Origin of the sequence: Symbioplanes lichenis (assembly GCF_030709675.1) — a bacterium.
Taxonomy (GTDB): Bacteria; Actinomycetota; Actinomycetes; order Mycobacteriales; family Micromonosporaceae; genus Actinoplanes; species Actinoplanes lichenis.
Genome location: NZ_JAUZQD010000031.1, coordinates 1 through 14,706 on the forward strand (window position 1 = coordinate 1; position 14,706 = coordinate 14,706).

At 70.8% G+C, this 14,706-nt stretch carries 13 protein-coding genes and 1 pseudogene; 8 read left to right on the plus strand and 6 right to left on the minus strand.

All coding sequences use genetic code 11. The features are described 5' to 3' along the window. The 4 genes and pseudogenes from RAN62_RS40530 to RAN62_RS40545 all read left to right on the plus strand — a co-directional run. Positions 1-169, plus strand: a pseudogene (locus RAN62_RS40530) (sugar ABC transporter ATP-binding protein); the annotation flags it as partial. Then, positions 166-1,377, plus strand: coding sequence for a sugar ABC transporter permease (locus RAN62_RS40535; RefSeq protein WP_305790219.1), 1,212 nt, complete (start codon positions 166-168; stop codon positions 1,375-1,377). The pseudogene RAN62_RS40530 and the gene RAN62_RS40535, both read left to right, overlap by 4 nt. A 79-nt stretch (positions 1,378-1,456) precedes the next feature. Further along, the gene (locus RAN62_RS40540) at positions 1,457-2,839 is read left to right on the plus strand and encodes a hypothetical protein (protein WP_305790220.1); all 1,383 of its coding nucleotides are present in this window, start codon (positions 1,457-1,459) and stop codon (positions 2,837-2,839) included. 128 nt (positions 2,840-2,967) lie between these two features. Then, positions 2,968-4,437: an ADP-ribosylglycohydrolase family protein gene (locus RAN62_RS40545; protein ID WP_305790221.1), complete on the plus strand. Its 1,470-nt coding sequence runs from the start codon at positions 2,968-2,970 to the stop codon at positions 4,435-4,437. Between the two features lie 11 nt (positions 4,438-4,448). Here RAN62_RS40545 and RAN62_RS40550 read toward each other — a convergent pair whose 3' ends face one another. Further along, on the minus strand, positions 4,449-4,709 hold the full coding sequence (locus RAN62_RS40550) for a hypothetical protein (protein WP_305790222.1): 261 nt from the start codon (positions 4,707-4,709) through the stop codon (positions 4,449-4,451). 120 nt (positions 4,710-4,829) lie between these two features. Between RAN62_RS40550 and RAN62_RS40555 the strand changes: the two genes are divergently transcribed. The 3 genes from RAN62_RS40555 to RAN62_RS40565 all read left to right on the plus strand — a co-directional run bounded on the left by RAN62_RS40555 (position 4,830) and on the right by RAN62_RS40565 (position 7,544). Further along, on the plus strand, positions 4,830-5,024 hold the full coding sequence (locus tag RAN62_RS40555; RefSeq protein ID WP_305790223.1) for a hypothetical protein: 195 nt from the start codon (positions 4,830-4,832) through the stop codon (positions 5,022-5,024). 523 nt (positions 5,025-5,547) lie between these two features. Continuing rightward, positions 5,548-6,063, plus strand: coding sequence for a peptidase M23 (locus RAN62_RS40560; RefSeq protein ID WP_305790224.1), 516 nt, complete (start codon positions 5,548-5,550; stop codon positions 6,061-6,063). Between the two features lie 617 nt (positions 6,064-6,680). Then, complete coding sequence (locus RAN62_RS40565; RefSeq protein ID WP_305790225.1) at positions 6,681-7,544, plus strand: TIGR03620 family F420-dependent LLM class oxidoreductase; 864 nt, start codon at positions 6,681-6,683, stop codon at positions 7,542-7,544. Here RAN62_RS40565 and RAN62_RS40570 read toward each other — a convergent pair. The 3 genes from RAN62_RS40570 to RAN62_RS40580 are packed head-to-tail and all read right to left on the minus strand — an operon-like array spanning position 7,541 to position 12,298. After that, a complete protein-coding gene (locus tag RAN62_RS40570; RefSeq protein WP_305790226.1) occupies positions 7,541-8,143 on the minus strand; it encodes a TetR/AcrR family transcriptional regulator in 603 nt (200 codons plus the stop codon). The genes RAN62_RS40565 and RAN62_RS40570 overlap by 4 nt on opposite strands. A 4-nt stretch (positions 8,144-8,147) precedes the next feature. Further along, complete coding sequence (locus tag RAN62_RS40575) at positions 8,148-9,371, minus strand: SGNH/GDSL hydrolase family protein (protein ID WP_305790227.1); 1,224 nt, start codon at positions 9,369-9,371, stop codon at positions 8,148-8,150. Further along, positions 9,371-12,298: a glycosyl hydrolase 115 family protein gene (locus RAN62_RS40580; protein ID WP_305790228.1), complete on the minus strand. Its 2,928-nt coding sequence runs from the start codon at positions 12,296-12,298 to the stop codon at positions 9,371-9,373. Before RAN62_RS40580 ends, RAN62_RS40575 begins: the two co-directional genes overlap by 1 nt. A 184-nt stretch (positions 12,299-12,482) precedes the next feature. Here RAN62_RS40580 and RAN62_RS40585 point away from each other — a divergent pair, with 184 nt between their 5' ends. Next, positions 12,483-13,178 carry a siderophore-interacting protein gene (locus RAN62_RS40585; protein WP_305790229.1) on the plus strand — a complete coding sequence of 232 codons (696 nt, stop codon included), beginning with the start codon at positions 12,483-12,485 and terminating at the stop codon, positions 13,176-13,178. A 14-nt stretch (positions 13,179-13,192) separates the two neighbouring features. On the opposite strand, the gene RAN62_RS40590 is transcribed toward RAN62_RS40585, so the two are convergent. After that, positions 13,193-13,639: a YsnF/AvaK domain-containing protein gene (locus RAN62_RS40590; RefSeq protein WP_305790230.1), complete on the minus strand. Its 447-nt coding sequence runs from the start codon at positions 13,637-13,639 to the stop codon at positions 13,193-13,195. 78 nt (positions 13,640-13,717) lie between these two features. Next, positions 13,718-14,533, minus strand: coding sequence for a DUF2382 domain-containing protein (locus tag RAN62_RS40595; RefSeq protein WP_305790231.1), 816 nt, complete (start codon positions 14,531-14,533; stop codon positions 13,718-13,720). Positions 14,534-14,706: the final 173 nt, after the last annotated feature.

Here is a 14,706-nt window from a genome sequence, read left to right on the forward strand (position 1 = left end):
TCTCGGCGTGGTGCTCATCTCGCACAACATGAACGACGTCTTCGCCGTCGCGGACAGCATCGCCACCCTGTTTCTCGGCCGCATGGTGGCCCAGGTACGCCGGACCGAGGTCACGCAGTCCCAGGTCGTCGAGCTGATCACCGCCGGCCGCAACGGAGGTGACTCGTGACGACCGTCACCGGCTATGTGCACCGGTCGTGGGACCGCGTCCGCGGCGGCGACCTCGGCACCCTGCCGGCCGTACTCGGGCTGGTCGTGCTGTGCCTGATCTTCGGCCTCGCCCGGGACACCTTCTTCAGCGCCCTCAACTTCGCCAACCTGTTCACCCAGGGCGCCCAGGTCGTCTTCATCGCCATGGGCCTGGTCTTCGTGCTGCTGCTCGGCGAGATAGACCTGTCGGCCGGCTTCGCCAGCGGCGTGTGCGGCGCGATCATGGCCATCCTGCTCACCGAGCAAGGACTGCCGTGGTCCGTCGCGATCCCGGCCGCGCTGGCCACCGGCACGCTCATCGGCCTGGGACTCGGGCTGCTCGTGGCCAAGGTCGGGATCCCGTCGTTCGTGGTCACCCTGGCCGCGTTCCTCGGTTTCCAGGGGATCCTGCTCGTCCTGCTCGGCGGGGGCAAGAACATCTCGATCCGGGACGACTTCGTCGTGGCGCTGAACAACAGCAACGTACCGGTCGGGTGGAGCTGGGGGCTGGCGGTCGCGGCCGTCATCGCGTACGCGATCAATCAGGCCGCCCGGCTGCGGGCGCGACTGGTCCGCGGGTTGCCGGCCGACCCGATCGGCATCGTCGCGCTGCGCGTGGGACTCCTCGCGGTCCTCGTGCTGGCGGCCACCGCCGTGCTGACCCAGGAGCGCGCGGTCAACCCCGCGATCAACTCGCTCAAGGGCGTGCCGATCGTCGTGCCGATCATCGCCGCGTTCCTGGTGCTGTGGAGCTTCGTGCTCGGCCGCACCGCGTACGGGCGGCATGTCTACGCCGTCGGCGGCAACGCCGAAGCCGCGCGCCGGGCCGGCATCCCCGTCGACCGGATCCGGGTCTCGGTCTTCGTGATCGGCTCGTTCATGGCCGCGGTGGGCGGCATCATGGCGGTCAGCCGGGCCAGCTCGGTCGACCCGAACACCGGCGGCAGCAACATCCTGCTCTACTCGGTCGGGGCGGCCGTCATCGGCGGCACCAGCCTCTTCGGCGGCAAGGGGCGCGTGCTGAACGCGGTCGTCGGCGGGGCCGTCATCGCCGTCATCGACAACGGCATGGGCCTGCTGGGCTACAGCGCCGGCACCAAGTACATCGTCACCGGTCTCATCCTGCTGGTGGCGGCCAGCGTCGACGCGCTCGCCCGCCGCCGGGCCGCGATCACCGGGGCCCGCTGACCCCGCGAATGTACGACCGCTGTACGGACGGTTCCTAGCCTCCTGCTGTCACTGATTCGTCAGCAGGAGGGCACATCAGGTGAGAGCACACAGGATCCTGGCCGGTCTGACCGCCGTCGTCGTGGCGGCGGGCGGGGCGTTCGCCGCCACGCCCGCCTCGGCGGCGACCACGACCACGCTCATCGAGGACACCAACTCCGGGCAGGTGCAGTTCTCCACGGGCTGGAACCCCTGCTCGGGCAACTGCGGCGCGGCGTCGGACAACAGCTTCCGCTGGACGTCGACCGCCGGCTCGACGGCGGCCGTACGGTTCACCGGCTCGCAGATCACGCTCTTCGGCATGAAGGAGCCGTGGGCGACCATCGCGACGGCAAAGATCGACAGCGCGGCTGCCACGGACGTCGACTTCTACGCGGCGACGCCGACATCGGAGACGGTGGACGTCTACACCTCGCCGGTGCTGGCGCAAGGCCCGCACACGCTGGTGCTCACCATGACCAGCCGGCGCAACCCGGCATCGACCGGCGGCTCGTCCATCACCTTCGACAGCGCCCTGGTCACCGGTGACCCGGCGAGCGCCCACCGCTCGGGCCTGCCCTGGTCCGACGGCGGCTTCTTCACCCACAGCAGCGAGGAGGCCGAGAACTTCCAGGAGTGGCGCGGCCGCCCGGTCGACAACGTCGTGGCGTTCACCACCCGCGACAACTGGAACATCCAGCTCAACACCTGGTGGGCGGACACCGTGCCGAGCACCTTCCAGCAGGCGACCGACGACTTCATCCTGTCGGTGCCGCTGTGGACCGAGGACGGCGACTACGGCACCGACGCCCAGTGGCGGCAGCTCGCCCGGTCGATCGCCGACGTCGACCCCGACGGCTACGTCCGTCTCGGCTGGGAGATGAACTGCTGCTTCTCCCACGCCACCAACGCCACCACCTGGCGCAACCAGTACTCCCGCGCCGTCGACCTGATCCGCGGCGCCGCCCCCGGACTCAAGATCGTCTTCAACCCCAACGAGGGCGTCAGCAACAACGGCACCGTCGCCGACCCGCGCTCCCTCTTCGTCGACGGCAAGGCCGACGTCATCGCCATCGACTCCTACGACTGGTGGGAGCCCTTCACCACCGACGCCGGCGCGAACAACCACTTCACCAAGACGTACGGCTGGAACTTCTGGTACGACTTCGCCCAGTCCAAGGGCCTCCCCTTCGCCCTCGCCGAATTCGGCGTCATCTCCCGCGACACGGCCGCCAACCACTCCGGCGGCGACAACCCCAAGTTCCTGACGTACGCCTACAACTGGCTGAAGGCGAAGAACAGCGCGAAGCCGGGCTCGATCGCCTTCGTCTCCTACTTCAACGACACCAACCCGGACGGCTGGAAATCCAACGTCTACCCGGCGACCCCCAACCCGAACTCGGCCGCCCGCTACAAGCAGGTCGTCGACGCGGCCGCCCAGTAACAATCCCGTGCCAGCGGCGGCGGTCCCATCGGTGGCCGCCGCCTCGGCCACGTCGTCGGTGCTGCCGGAGACTTTTCGCGGAGGATGTGCCAAGAGAGGTGAACCGGCGCGAGAGGGTGGACGTGGGAATGCTGACGGCGATGCAGAGCGATCGGGCGGCCGGGGTGCTGCTCGGGGCGGCTTGCGGGGATGCGCTCGGGGTTCCGTACGAGTTCTCGTCGCCGCCGCCGGAAGGGCAGGCGCCGCGGATGAGCGGGGGTGGGCTCGGGGATTACGCGCCGGGGGAGTACAGCGACGACACGCAGATGGCGGTGTGCATTGCGGAGGTCGCGGCGACCGGGGCGGATCTGCGGGAGGCCGATGCGCTCGATCGGATCGCCGCCAATTTCGTGCGGTGGCGGACCGAGGGTGCGACCGATGTGGGGATTCAGACGAGCCGCGTGATCGCCGAGGTGCGGCGGCACGGGTCGAAAGGGCTCGGCGCCGCCATGCGGGAGGCGGGCCGGGCGTTGCACGAGGAGACCGGGCGCAGCGCCGGGAACGGGTCGCTGATGCGGACCGGAATTGTCGCGCTCGCGTACCTGGACGATCCGGTGGCCATGGCGGAGGCCGCGCGGGCGGTGAGCGAGCTGACGCATTTCGACGATCTGGCCGCCGACGGGTGCGTGCTGTGGTGCGAAGGGGTCCGGCACGCGGTCGTGCACGGCACTTTCGACGGGGTACGCCGGGGGCTCGAACTGATTCCCGAGCAGCGCCGCGACCAATGGGCCGGCTGGCTCGACGAGGCGGAACAGCACGAGCCACGGCATTTCCCGAACAACGGTTTCGTCGTCACGGCCTTGCAGGCGGCGTGGTCGGCGATCGTCCGGACACCGGTGCCGGCCGACGATCCGGGAAAGCCGTCGTTCGCGTGTGACCATCTGCGCGACGCCTTGTACGCGGCCGTCGGCGCGGGAAACGATACGGACACCGTGGCGGCCATCGCCGGGGCGTTGCTCGGCGCGCGGTGGGGCGCTTCGGGCGTACCCCTGAAATGGCAGCGAGCCGTGCACGGCTGGGAGCGCAACCGGGCCGCCGACCTGATGCGAATGGGTTTGCTGACCGCCGCGGACGGCAAGCCGGATCGGGTCGGATGGCCCGGGGCCGACCGGATGGAGCCGCCCCTTCCGCGTCCCCTGGCGGCGGCGCATCCCGACGACGCGGGAGTGGTGCTCGGCAATTTGATGACGCCGGTCGAGGGCATCGACGCGGTGGTTTCCTTGTGCCGGGTGGGGGTGCAGCAATTCGCGTCGGTGCCCGCGGAGAACCAGGTGCAGGTGTGGCTGGTCGATCAGGCGGGCGCCAATGCGAACACGGCCTTCACGGTGGACCAGGCCGCTCGGGCGGTGGCCGAGCTGCGCGAGGAGGGGCACAAAGTGCTGCTGCATTGCGCGGCGGGGCAGAGCCGCACGCCGGCGGTGGCCGCCCGGTACGCCATGCTGCGAACGGGCAAGAACGGGCCGGCGGCGTTGGCGGAAATGCGCACTTTGCTGGACGGGCACGGCTACTACGTGAACGACGAACTGCGCCGGGTGGTGGAGGCGTTCGATGCCGGATAGGCGCTTCGTGCTCATGCAGTCGCGGGCGCGACATTCGCGCCGGTTGCTGCCGACAACTGCGACGGCTCTGGTATCCGCGTCTCGGCCTGGTTCCGCACCTGGCGCCGGCCGGCGTCGAGCTGACGATCGGCGACTGCGGGCTGCTCGCGACCACGTTCGGGCGGCTCGATGACGATTTCGCCGCGCGGGCCGAGGGCGGTGACTGGGAGACGTGGGTCCGTCGGGCGGAAGAGCTGTTCGAGCTGAGCGACTGCTGGGACGAGCACGACCACGAGCGGTGCTTCCACGTGCGCGCCGGGCGGCATGGTGTGGGCTCAGTCCTACCGGGCGGGCCTTCATCGGGCGGCATCTGGTCGACCTGGCGGCGCGCCACCGGGCCGGGGCCGGAGTCGGTGAGCTGGCTTCCGCTGTCGAGGACCGGCTCGACTGGCAGGATCTCACGCCGGAGGGCCACCGGTGGCAGCGGCTCCTGCGACTGGCCGGCCGGGCGGGACTGCCCCACCGCACGGCTGGTGCCGGACATCGAGACGCCCGCCGAGCTGATGATCTTCGCGAGCGACGACGAGCTGGCCGTCGTTGCGGGCTGACGGCTTCTGGGCGGCGGAGGGTGGGTGTCCGTTCCGGCGAACCAGTGAGCCGATGCGGGTGCTGGCGCTGGGGGAGAGCTTGCTGCGCAGCGGCCGGTGTCGGCAGGTGGCGGTCACGCTGTGTGCTCCGGCGTTTGAGGAGAGCATTCAGCGGAGGTGGACGGAAGTGGGGCGCCTGGTGCGGTCCGCGTGCGGGTTGAGGTTGTCGTTTCTGCCGCTCGAGGTGCTTGTGGCGGTCGGCGGGCATCCGGGGGCTGAGGCGCTGGGGGAGCGTTTCGGCATCGGTGTGGCGGAGCGGGCATCGGCGCGGTCCCGAGGCGTTGATGCCCGCTCCGAGCGTGGTGGCGTTGGTGTCACTGTTGGGTAGTTCGGCGGTGGGGGCCGGGTTGGATGCGGTCGGGGCGTGGGTGTTTCGGGCGGCGGGCAGCGGCGTCGCCGGGGGCGCGTGGTGGATGGGTCGGGGTGAGGGAATGCCGCCCTGTATCCTTCGCCGGGCTCCCCACCCCGGAAGGTCTTTCACGTCGTGCGTGCGTTGTTCGTTGTTGCTGTGGCTGTGCTGGCCGGTTTTGTTCTCAGTCCGTTGGTCCGCACCGATGCGGCGGCTTGTGCGCCGGCGCCGGCGGTGTCCACTCCGGCTGGTTGGAGCAAGGAGCAGCTCGCCAACGCGCGGCTCATCGTGACGGTCGGCAGCGAGCGGCGGGTGCCGGTGGAGGGGCAGGTCATCGCGGTGGCGACGGCCATTCAGGAGTCGCGGCTGCGGAATCTGCGCGGGGGCGACCGGGACTCGGTCGGGCTGTTCCAGCAGCGGACCAGCCAGGGCTGGGGGACGCCGCGGCAGCTGGCCGATCCCGAGTATCAGACCGGCAAGTTCTACGACGGGCTGCTCGCCGTCGAGGGGTGGCGGGAGATGCGGCTCACCGAGGCCGCGCAGGCCGTGCAGGTGTCGGCCCACCCCGAGGCGTACGCGAAGCATGCCCGCGCCGCCACCCGCCTGGTCGACGCCCTCGGCGCCCCGAAGGGCTGCGCACCGACGGTGTAATAGCCCCCCAGTGTGAGAGCCCGCCGTGTGAGAGCCCACTGTATGAAAGCGCTGCCCCTGCGAGAGCGCTGCCCGTATGAGGGCGGCGGCTGAGGGATCTCAGCGCCCGCGCGGCGGGGAAGAGCTCGTCCCGCCGCGACTCGCTCGGCGGGACCGCTCACAGGCAGCAGCCGACGCTTGCTGGGCCTCATGAGCGCGCTCGCAAAGCTCAGCAGCGAGGTCGCGCAATTGGGAACTCGTGGCCAGGACCGCGGCCATGTCCACATCGCCCATCCACACCTCCCTCCCGCTTTCCGCTCGCACTGCCGCCCGTCTCGCCATGTCATTCTGCCTCGAACCGACGCAGGAAACGACGCAACATGACATATGTCCTCCATGTCGGTGACGTTTGGCATGAAAACGACCCAGGTTCCTAGGACGCCCAAGGCCACGTGCGGAGGCTCACGCGATAGGCGGCGGGCTACGAAATGGCCGGGCGGCTGCGGAACGGGCGGCCGCAGGCTGCGGAACGGGCAGCCGCGGGCTGCGGAACGGGCAGCGGACGAAGGAATGCGCGGCGATCACCCGGCGTTCGACGTGTTACTGTACCGAGGGGTACAGAAAGAGGGAGGCGAATGATGTCGGATCGTGTGGGTGTGTGGAGCATGGAGCTGCGCGGGGCCGCCCGCCCGGCCGTCCGTGACGCCGCGGCGGAGCTGGGCGAGCTCGGCTGGAAGACGCTGTGGCTGCCGGGTCTCGACGGCACCGGCGTGCTCGACGACGTCGACCAGCTGCTCGCCGCGGCGCCGGGCAGCCGGGTCGTCACGGGCGTTCTCAACATCTGGGGACAGACGCCCGCCGAGCTGAGCCGGCGCGTGGCCGAGCTGGATCGCGCGCACGGCGCCCGTACCGTGATCGGTCTCGGCATCGGCAGCCCGGCCGGTGCCCGCGCGCGTGGCCTCGACTACGGCAACCCGCTCACCACGATGAAGCACTACCTGGACGACATCGACGCGTCGGTGCTGCCCCGGGAACGGCTGCTGCTCGGCGCGCTCGGCCCGCGGATGGTGGACCTCGCCGCCGCGCGTACGGGCGGCTGGCATCCCTTCCTGGTGACGCCCGGTTACGTCGCCGAGCAGCGGAAGCGGGTCGGGGCGGAGCCCTTCCTCGCGCCGCACCAGGCCGTCGTGCTCGACACCGATCCGGAGCGGGCGCGTGCGGCGGCGCGGGCCGGCATCGGGATGTTCCTGGGCTTCCCGACCTACCAGCAGAACCTGCGCCGCATCGGCTTCACTGACGAGGATTTCGTTCCCGGCGGCAGTGACCGGCTCATCGACGCGGTGGTCGCGCACGGCAGCGCCGAGGACATCGCCCGCCGGGTCCGCGAGCACCGCGACGCCGGCGCCGACCACGTCGCGCTGCACGTCCTCCGCACGCCGGGCGCGAGCGGCCTCCCCCTGGCCGAGTGGCGTGAGCTGGCGGCTCTGACCCGGGAAAGCTAGCGGGGGATCGCCTGCAGCGCGATGTCGACCGTGGCGTGCAACTCGGCCCGGTCGACACCCGCCGCGGCGTGCACGGCGTTGCCCTCGCTGACCGTCATGACATAGCGGGCGAGGGCCGCCGGGTCGGTGCCTCCGGGCAGGTCGCCTTCGTCGACCGCGCGGGCCAGGCGGGCGGCCAAAGCCCCTTCGCCGGCGAGCCGGCTCGCGGCCAGAAATTGCGAGACGTGGCCGTTGTCACTGCCGCAGGCCAGCCCGCCCTGGATCGACAGGCAGCCGGCCGGGCGATCGGTACGCGTCACCGCGTCGGCGTTGTCGTGCAGGAACTTCGCAATCACCGCGTACGCCGTCGGCTGCTCGAGCGCCGCCCGCGCATAGGCCATGTCCTCCTCGGCGTAGCGCGCGACGGCCCGCTGGAACAGTGCTTCCTTGTTGCCGTACGCCGCGTACATGCTGGGCCGGTTGATGCCCATCGCGCTGGTCAGGTCCGCGAGTGACGCGCCCTCGTAGCCGTGCTTCCAGAAGACCTCGACGGCCCTGTCCAGCGCGGCGTCCGCGTCGAAGCCCCGGGGCCGTCCGCGTTCCTTCGTCTGCTCCGCCATCCCCCTATCTTAACCGCCCGGTACAGAAAGCGGCCAGGGCGGCGTAGCCGGCGGGGTTGAGGTGCAGGGCGTCGCCGGTGTCGTAGGCCGGGGCCAGGCGGCGCGGCTCGGCGGGGTCGCGGACGGCCGCGTCGAAGTCGATCACCGAGGCGAAAGCGCCACTGCGACGGATCCAGTGGTTGACCGCCTGGCGGGAGCGTTCACGCAGGCCGCCCGGGTCGTCGTAGCCGGCGTTGCCACCGAACGGGGTGATCGTCGCCCCGATCGTGGCGATGTCGCGGGCCTCCGCGCGGACGATCACCTGGCGGTAGGCGGCGATCAGGTCGGCGACCACCTGCTGCTGGGCGGCGTCGGTGGCGGGCGCGGTGCCGATGTCGTTGACGCCCTCGAAGAGGAGCAGCCGGCTGACGGCGCCGAGGGCGAGCACGTCGCGGTCGAGGCGGGCGAGGACGCTCGGGCCGAGGCCGTCGTGCAGGACCCGGTTGCCGCCGGCGGCCTGGTTGAGCACGGCCACGCCGGGCAGCCGGGGCTGAAGCTGGTCGGGCCAGCGGTCGTTGCCGTTGGTGGTGGAGCCGCGGCCGTCGGTCAGCGAGTCGCCGACGATGACCAGGGCGCGGGCGTCGGCGCGCACTTCGACGCCGCTGATCAGGTACCAGTGGTCGACCGGCGTCGCGCCGGGCAGGTCGGTGGCGCCGTGGTGGTCGCCGGCGAGCAGGTGGCTGGTGGTCCGTGAGCCGGGGTGGGACGTGAGGCTCAGCGTCTGCTGCCCGGCGGCCAGGTAGGTGGTGACGGTCAGGTTGGCGCGGGCAGCGATCGGCAGGTCGACGGGGTCGGACACCACCTGGGCGCCGGCGGGCACCACGGTGGACAGGTGACCGCCGAAGGTGAGCGGCCGGCCGGTGCCGGGCTGGACGTCAGCGACCCCGGCGCGTCCCCCGGCGGGCAGGGCCACGGCGGCGGCGGTGATGGGGAGCTCGGCGCCGCCGAAGGCGTTCGAGAAGCGTACGCGCAGCCGGGTCCCGCCGATCGAGGTGTGCACGGTCTGCCGGATCGTGGTGTCCACCAGCACCGAGTCCGGGCCGGTGAAGGGCGCGGGCGGCAGGTTGTTCGGCTCGGTGAGCTGTGGCATGGCCACCCACGTGTGCACCCAGCGCGCCCGGCGCGACGACGGCCGGGGGAGCGGCAGGAACACCGCCCCGCCGAGCCCGAGCAGGCTACGCCGGCGCATCAGGCGCGCCTGCTCGACGGCGGACCGAGATAGCTGTACGGCAGCGGAGCCGTCTCGACGACCAGCCGCTGCACGATGACGGTCGGGTCGACCATGTGGAAGCTCAGCGTGTGCCGCCCGGGCCGGGTGACGGTGTGCACGGTGGTGGTCTTGTTGATGTTGTCGGAGGTGTTCTTGGCCCACTGCGTGTTCATCGTGGTGTCGTCCGATCCGGTGGCCCCGATGATGTCGACGACCTGGGGAGTCGCGCCGTCGAGCGAGACCGCGTAACGCAGCCCCGGGGTCGGCAGGACGTTGTTGCGCGGGGACAGGTACGCGGTGACGCGTACGGGGCCGGTGGTGGTCAATGTCATGTCGTAGTCGAGCCGGGCGCCGGGGCTGTGCGGCGTGAGCCCGTTGCCCGTACGCCCGATGTCCCGCAGCAGTTCCCAGTCGCCGGCCTTGCGCGTGTAGTGGTCGGCTTCCATGGCGACGTAGCCGTTCGCCTCGAGGAAACCGGCGGCAGGCACGGCCGGGCGGCGCACGGGCGCTTGCACGGTGTACGAGCTCCCGGCGCCCGTCACCGTGATCGGCACCGTGGAGACACCGGCCGGCGCGCGCCGCCAGTCGACGGTCACCGTGGCGCGGACCTGGTCGGTGACGCGACCGGACGCCGGCGTGACGTGGACCCAGGGCTGGGCGGCGGTGATGGCGTACCGGAAGGCGGTCGTGCCCTTGTTGTAGACCTCGATGTACTGCCGCGGTTGCGCCTGCCACGGGCTGAACTCGGGGAGGGTCACGGGGTCGCCGCCGTCGAGGGCCACGCCCAGCGCGGCTGCTTCGGGCACGTCAATCCGCTGCAGGTGCGGGTAGATCGCGTCGGGCAGGGCGACGTTGTTGAGCTCGGGCTGTTGCCACGGCGCGTTGGGACCGTAGCGCTCGACGTCGCCGTAGCCGATCTTCGGCTGCGTCTGCCAGCCCTTCCACTTCCCGCCCGCCAGCGTCGAGTTGTAGTAGTGAGTCATGGCCTGGTCCTGGGCGAACAATGCCTCGGCCCGGTCGGCGAGCGCGTTCGTGGCGGCGCGGCCCTGGCGGGCGTACTCGATGTTCGTGAATTGCGCCTGTCGAAGTGCGTACACGATGGCGGTGTCTTTGATCTGGTAGTAGACCAATTGGTAGAAGGCGTCCTGCCAGGCGGCGGGGACGAGGCCGCGGAGCCGTTCGGCGCGGGCCGCGAGGGCCTGCCATTGCGCGGTGACCCGGTCAAGCTCGCGATAGGCGGTCAGGCTGAACGGAGTGTTGCGGTCGTCGTAGGTAATGCTCGCCCCGGAGCCGGTGATCCTCCGGTTGAGCAGTTCCGGCTTGCGGCGCGACTGCAATGTCGCATAGTCGTGCAGCAATGCGGCGACCGCGGGCGCCAGGTGCGGGCCGAAGTTCTGCGCGGTGAAGGTACGCAACCACGGCCCGGGGGTCAGCGAAGGGTTCCAGGCGTAGTCGAGGAAGAACTGCGTGGGCACCTCCTCGTTCTTGAGATCGCCGACGTTGACCATCCAGAGGCGGTCCACCCCTTTGCCGTACGCCAGCCGCAGTTGCTCCCACGTGTTGGTGAGATTGACCGTGTCGGCCCACTTGTAGTTGCGTCCCACCCCGACGTAGTCGAAGTGGTAGTACATGCCGTAGCCGCCGCTGCGCTGCTCGCCGGCGGGCAGCTTGCGCAGGTTGCCCCAGTTGTCGTCGCAGAAGACCACGGTCACGTCGTCCGGCGGCCGGTAGCCCTCGTCCCAGTAGCGCTGCACCTCCTTGTAGAGGGTCTGCACCTGCGGCCGGTCGATGAGCCCGGTGTCGCGCAGGATCTGCCGCTGGGTGCCGATGATGTCGCTCATCAGCTCGATGCCGTCGCCGTCGGGCAGGCTGGTGTCGCCGTTGCCGCGCATACCGAGCGTGATGACGCCCTCGATGTCCTGGTCGGCCATCCGCTGCGCGCCGTCGCGCCAGTACGCCTCGATGGCCGCCCGGTTGCGGATGAAGCTCCATTCCCCGGTGCCGGTGGGATGCCGGTTCCATTCCTCGATGCCGCGCATCATCGGCGCCTCGTGCGAGGTGCCCATGACGACGCCGTAGAGCGTGGCGGTGGCGTGGTTGAGCGGGTCGTCCTCGGCGAACGCGCGGCCCCACACCGCCGGCCACAGATAGTTCGCCTTGAGCCGCAGCATCGTCTCGAAGACCTGCGCGTAGTACGCCGCGTTGAGCCCACCCGGATGGCCGGGCGCTTTGCCGGGCCCGAAGTAGCCGGGCGCCCAGGTGCCGGTGGCCGGGTTCTCGTCGTTGATGAAGAAGCCCCGATAGCGTACGGCCGGAGTGCCCTGGGTGTGCCGGCCCGGCAGCACGTAGACGGCGTCGTGGCGGGCGGCCGGCACGTCGTCCCAGAACTGCCACGGGGAGACGCCGATCGCGCGCGACAGGTCGTAGGCGCCGTAGATCGTGCCGCGCTGGTCGCTGCCCGCGATGACGAACGCGCGCCTGACGCCGGGCAGCGGATCGGTCACGACCTGCTCGATCGTGGTCTCCCACTTGCCACGCAGGGTGCGGACGTCGAGTTTGCCGCGGGCGACGATCCGGTCGATCAGCGGGCTCTTGCCGAGCGTGCCGATGATCACCGGTTGGCTGCCGGCGGGTACGCGATCGTGGGCGACGGCCGGGCGGACGCCGGTGACCTGCTCGATGTCGGTCTGCACGTCGTCGGCGACCCGGATGACGCCGGCGTGGTCGGCGGTGCTGACCACGACGGGTGCCGCATGCCGGCCGGCCACGATCGGGAAGCGGCCCGGTCCCGGGTGGAAGGCGACATATCCGTCCTGAGCCTGGGTCTTGGCCTGGGCCTGGGCCTCGGCGGCGGCGGGCACGGCGAGCAGGGGAGCGACCAGGAGGAGAGCGAGCAGCGACCGCATGGGAGACTCCGGAAGTTTCGGAAACTTATGGGCCGAACTTCCGTAACGTATAGGTGGCTCTCGATGGCGTCAAGGGACGTGGCGGCTTTCCGGTATGCCGTGGCGGCGCACCGGTGGGGCGGGTGAGCGGCACTCTCTAAAGTCGATCTCGGAATGGGCCGACCGAAGGGCGGAATGGAGAAAAATGACCCGGCTATCCGATCTTCTGGCCGATCTGGGCGCTCTGCCGCGCGCTGTTCAGGTCACCGGAGTCGAGCGTCTCACGCCGGCCTTCACGCGGGTGACACTGGCGGCCGAAAGCTTCCGGAGAACGGCGTGGACGCCGGGGGCGAAATTGCAGATCCGGCTGCGGTCCGCTTTTCGCACGTACACGCCGATCGGCTGGGACGGCGACCGGGGTGCGACGGATCTGCTCGCCTTCGCGCACGGCAGCGGTCCCGCGGCGCAATGGTTCGGCCGGGTGGCGTCCGGCGAGACGTGTCAGGTGTTCGGGCCGCGCCGGTCGATCGACCTGTCCGAGGTGGCTGGTCCCGTCGTGTTCGTCGGTGACGAGTCGAGCGTGGCGCTGGCCTGTGCCCTGCGAACCGTGACCGCCGACGTGACGCACGTCCTCGAGGCCCGCGACCCCGGCGAGGTGGAGAAGGTGCTGACCGGTCTCGGGTTCGCCGGGCCGGCGACGGTCGTGGCCAGGACGACCGACCGCGCCGAGTTGCTGCGCCGGGCGCGGGATGCCGCGGTCGCCACGCCGTTCACCCTTGTCGTCACCGGGGACGCGGCCACCGTGCACGCGGTGCGGCGGGACAGCCGGAGCTGGGAGTGCCGGCCGGGCCGCGTACAGGGGAAGGCGTACTGGGCCGAGGGGCGCACCGGCCTGGACTGACCACGCGCCCCGGCTCAGCCGAAGGTCATCGGCGGGCGGCCGGGCAGGTCGGCCTCGATGCGCTCCTTGCGGACCTCGCCCGTGGCGATGTGGTTCTCGGTCTCGACGAGCTTGCTCAGGCGCACCCGCTCGACCGGCACGACCTCGGTGGTCACGACCGGGCGCTCCTCGTGCAGGACCACCTCGAAGATCACGCCACCGTCGGGGCCGCCGAACTCCTCGACCGTGCCGATGGCGTCCGGGTCCGCGACGGGGGTACGCGCATGCTCACCGACCGGGATGCGCTCCAGCCGGAGCTCCTCGCGGCGCACTTGGACGGTGATCTGCACGTCCTCGGTGACCACGTGCTTGCGCAGCCGGGCGCGGCCGGTCTCGTGGACCTCCGTGCCGGCGACCAGGCGCTCCTCCGAGCGGGTCATCGCGTCGTCGGTGGCATCCGCCTGCGGCTGTCCGGGAATCATGTCGCCTCCGCCGGTCGTGGGAAAAAGGGGGAGCCGTACGGTGCCGCCAGGGCCGGCGGCACCGTACGGAAGAACCGGTCAGCGCCGGGTGGCGTCGGGGCCGTCGAAGTCGATCCGCTCCTTGCGGACCTCGCCGGTGACGGTCTCCTCGTCGCGGACGGTCTCCTTGCCGAGCCGCACCCGCTCCACCGGGACCGCCTCGGTGTCGACCACCGGGCGCTCGGCGCGCAGCGTGACCTCGTGCTCCGCCTCGGTGATGTCGGCCCCGGCGTACGCGTCGCCGCGGTTGGCCTCGGTGATCGGCTCGCGCTCCAGGCGTACCTCCTCGTGCGCGACCGGCACCGTGACCTGCTCCTTCTCGGTGACCACGTGCTTGCGCAGGCGCGCCCGGCCGGCCTGCTCGGTCCGCGTGTCCGCGACCAGCCGCTCCTCGGAGCGGGTCATCGCGTTGTCGTCGCCGCGGTCGTGGCCCGCGGTGCGCTCGTAGCCTGCGCTCTGCTCGTAGCTTCTGCCCCGCTCGTAGCCGCCGGCCTCGCCGGTGACCGTGCCGGTGCGCTGGGTGCTGCTGCCGGACTCGGCGCCGCCGGACTGCACGCCGTAGTAGCTGTAGAGCTCGTTCTCCTCGGTGTAGCTGAGCTCGCCGTCCGGGTCGATGCGCGGGGCGTCCTTCACCGTGGCCTTGTCGTAGGGCACGGTGATCCGGTCCTCGCTGACGCTGGCCCGCTGCAGCGGCACGAAGGTCTCCTTGGTGCCGAACAGCCCGGTGCGCACGGCCACCCACTCGGGGGCGCCGGTGTCGGTGTCCAGATAGACCTGCCCGACCGAGCCGATCTTGTCGCCGTCATTGTCGTAGACAACGGCGTCGTTGAGGCGTGCGAGATCGTTCTGCGTCATCACGGCAATTCCTTCCGGAGGGGATTCCATCCCATTGGGGAATGGCGGGAAGCAGTGCTTTCTTGCTGCCTTGACACCAATTCTGGTGCCCTGCTCCGATAGCCCTAAACGGCCTCGCTGCTCATCCTCGGGCCGTGATCACCCGGCCGGGTGAATGCCGTGCAACGTGGATT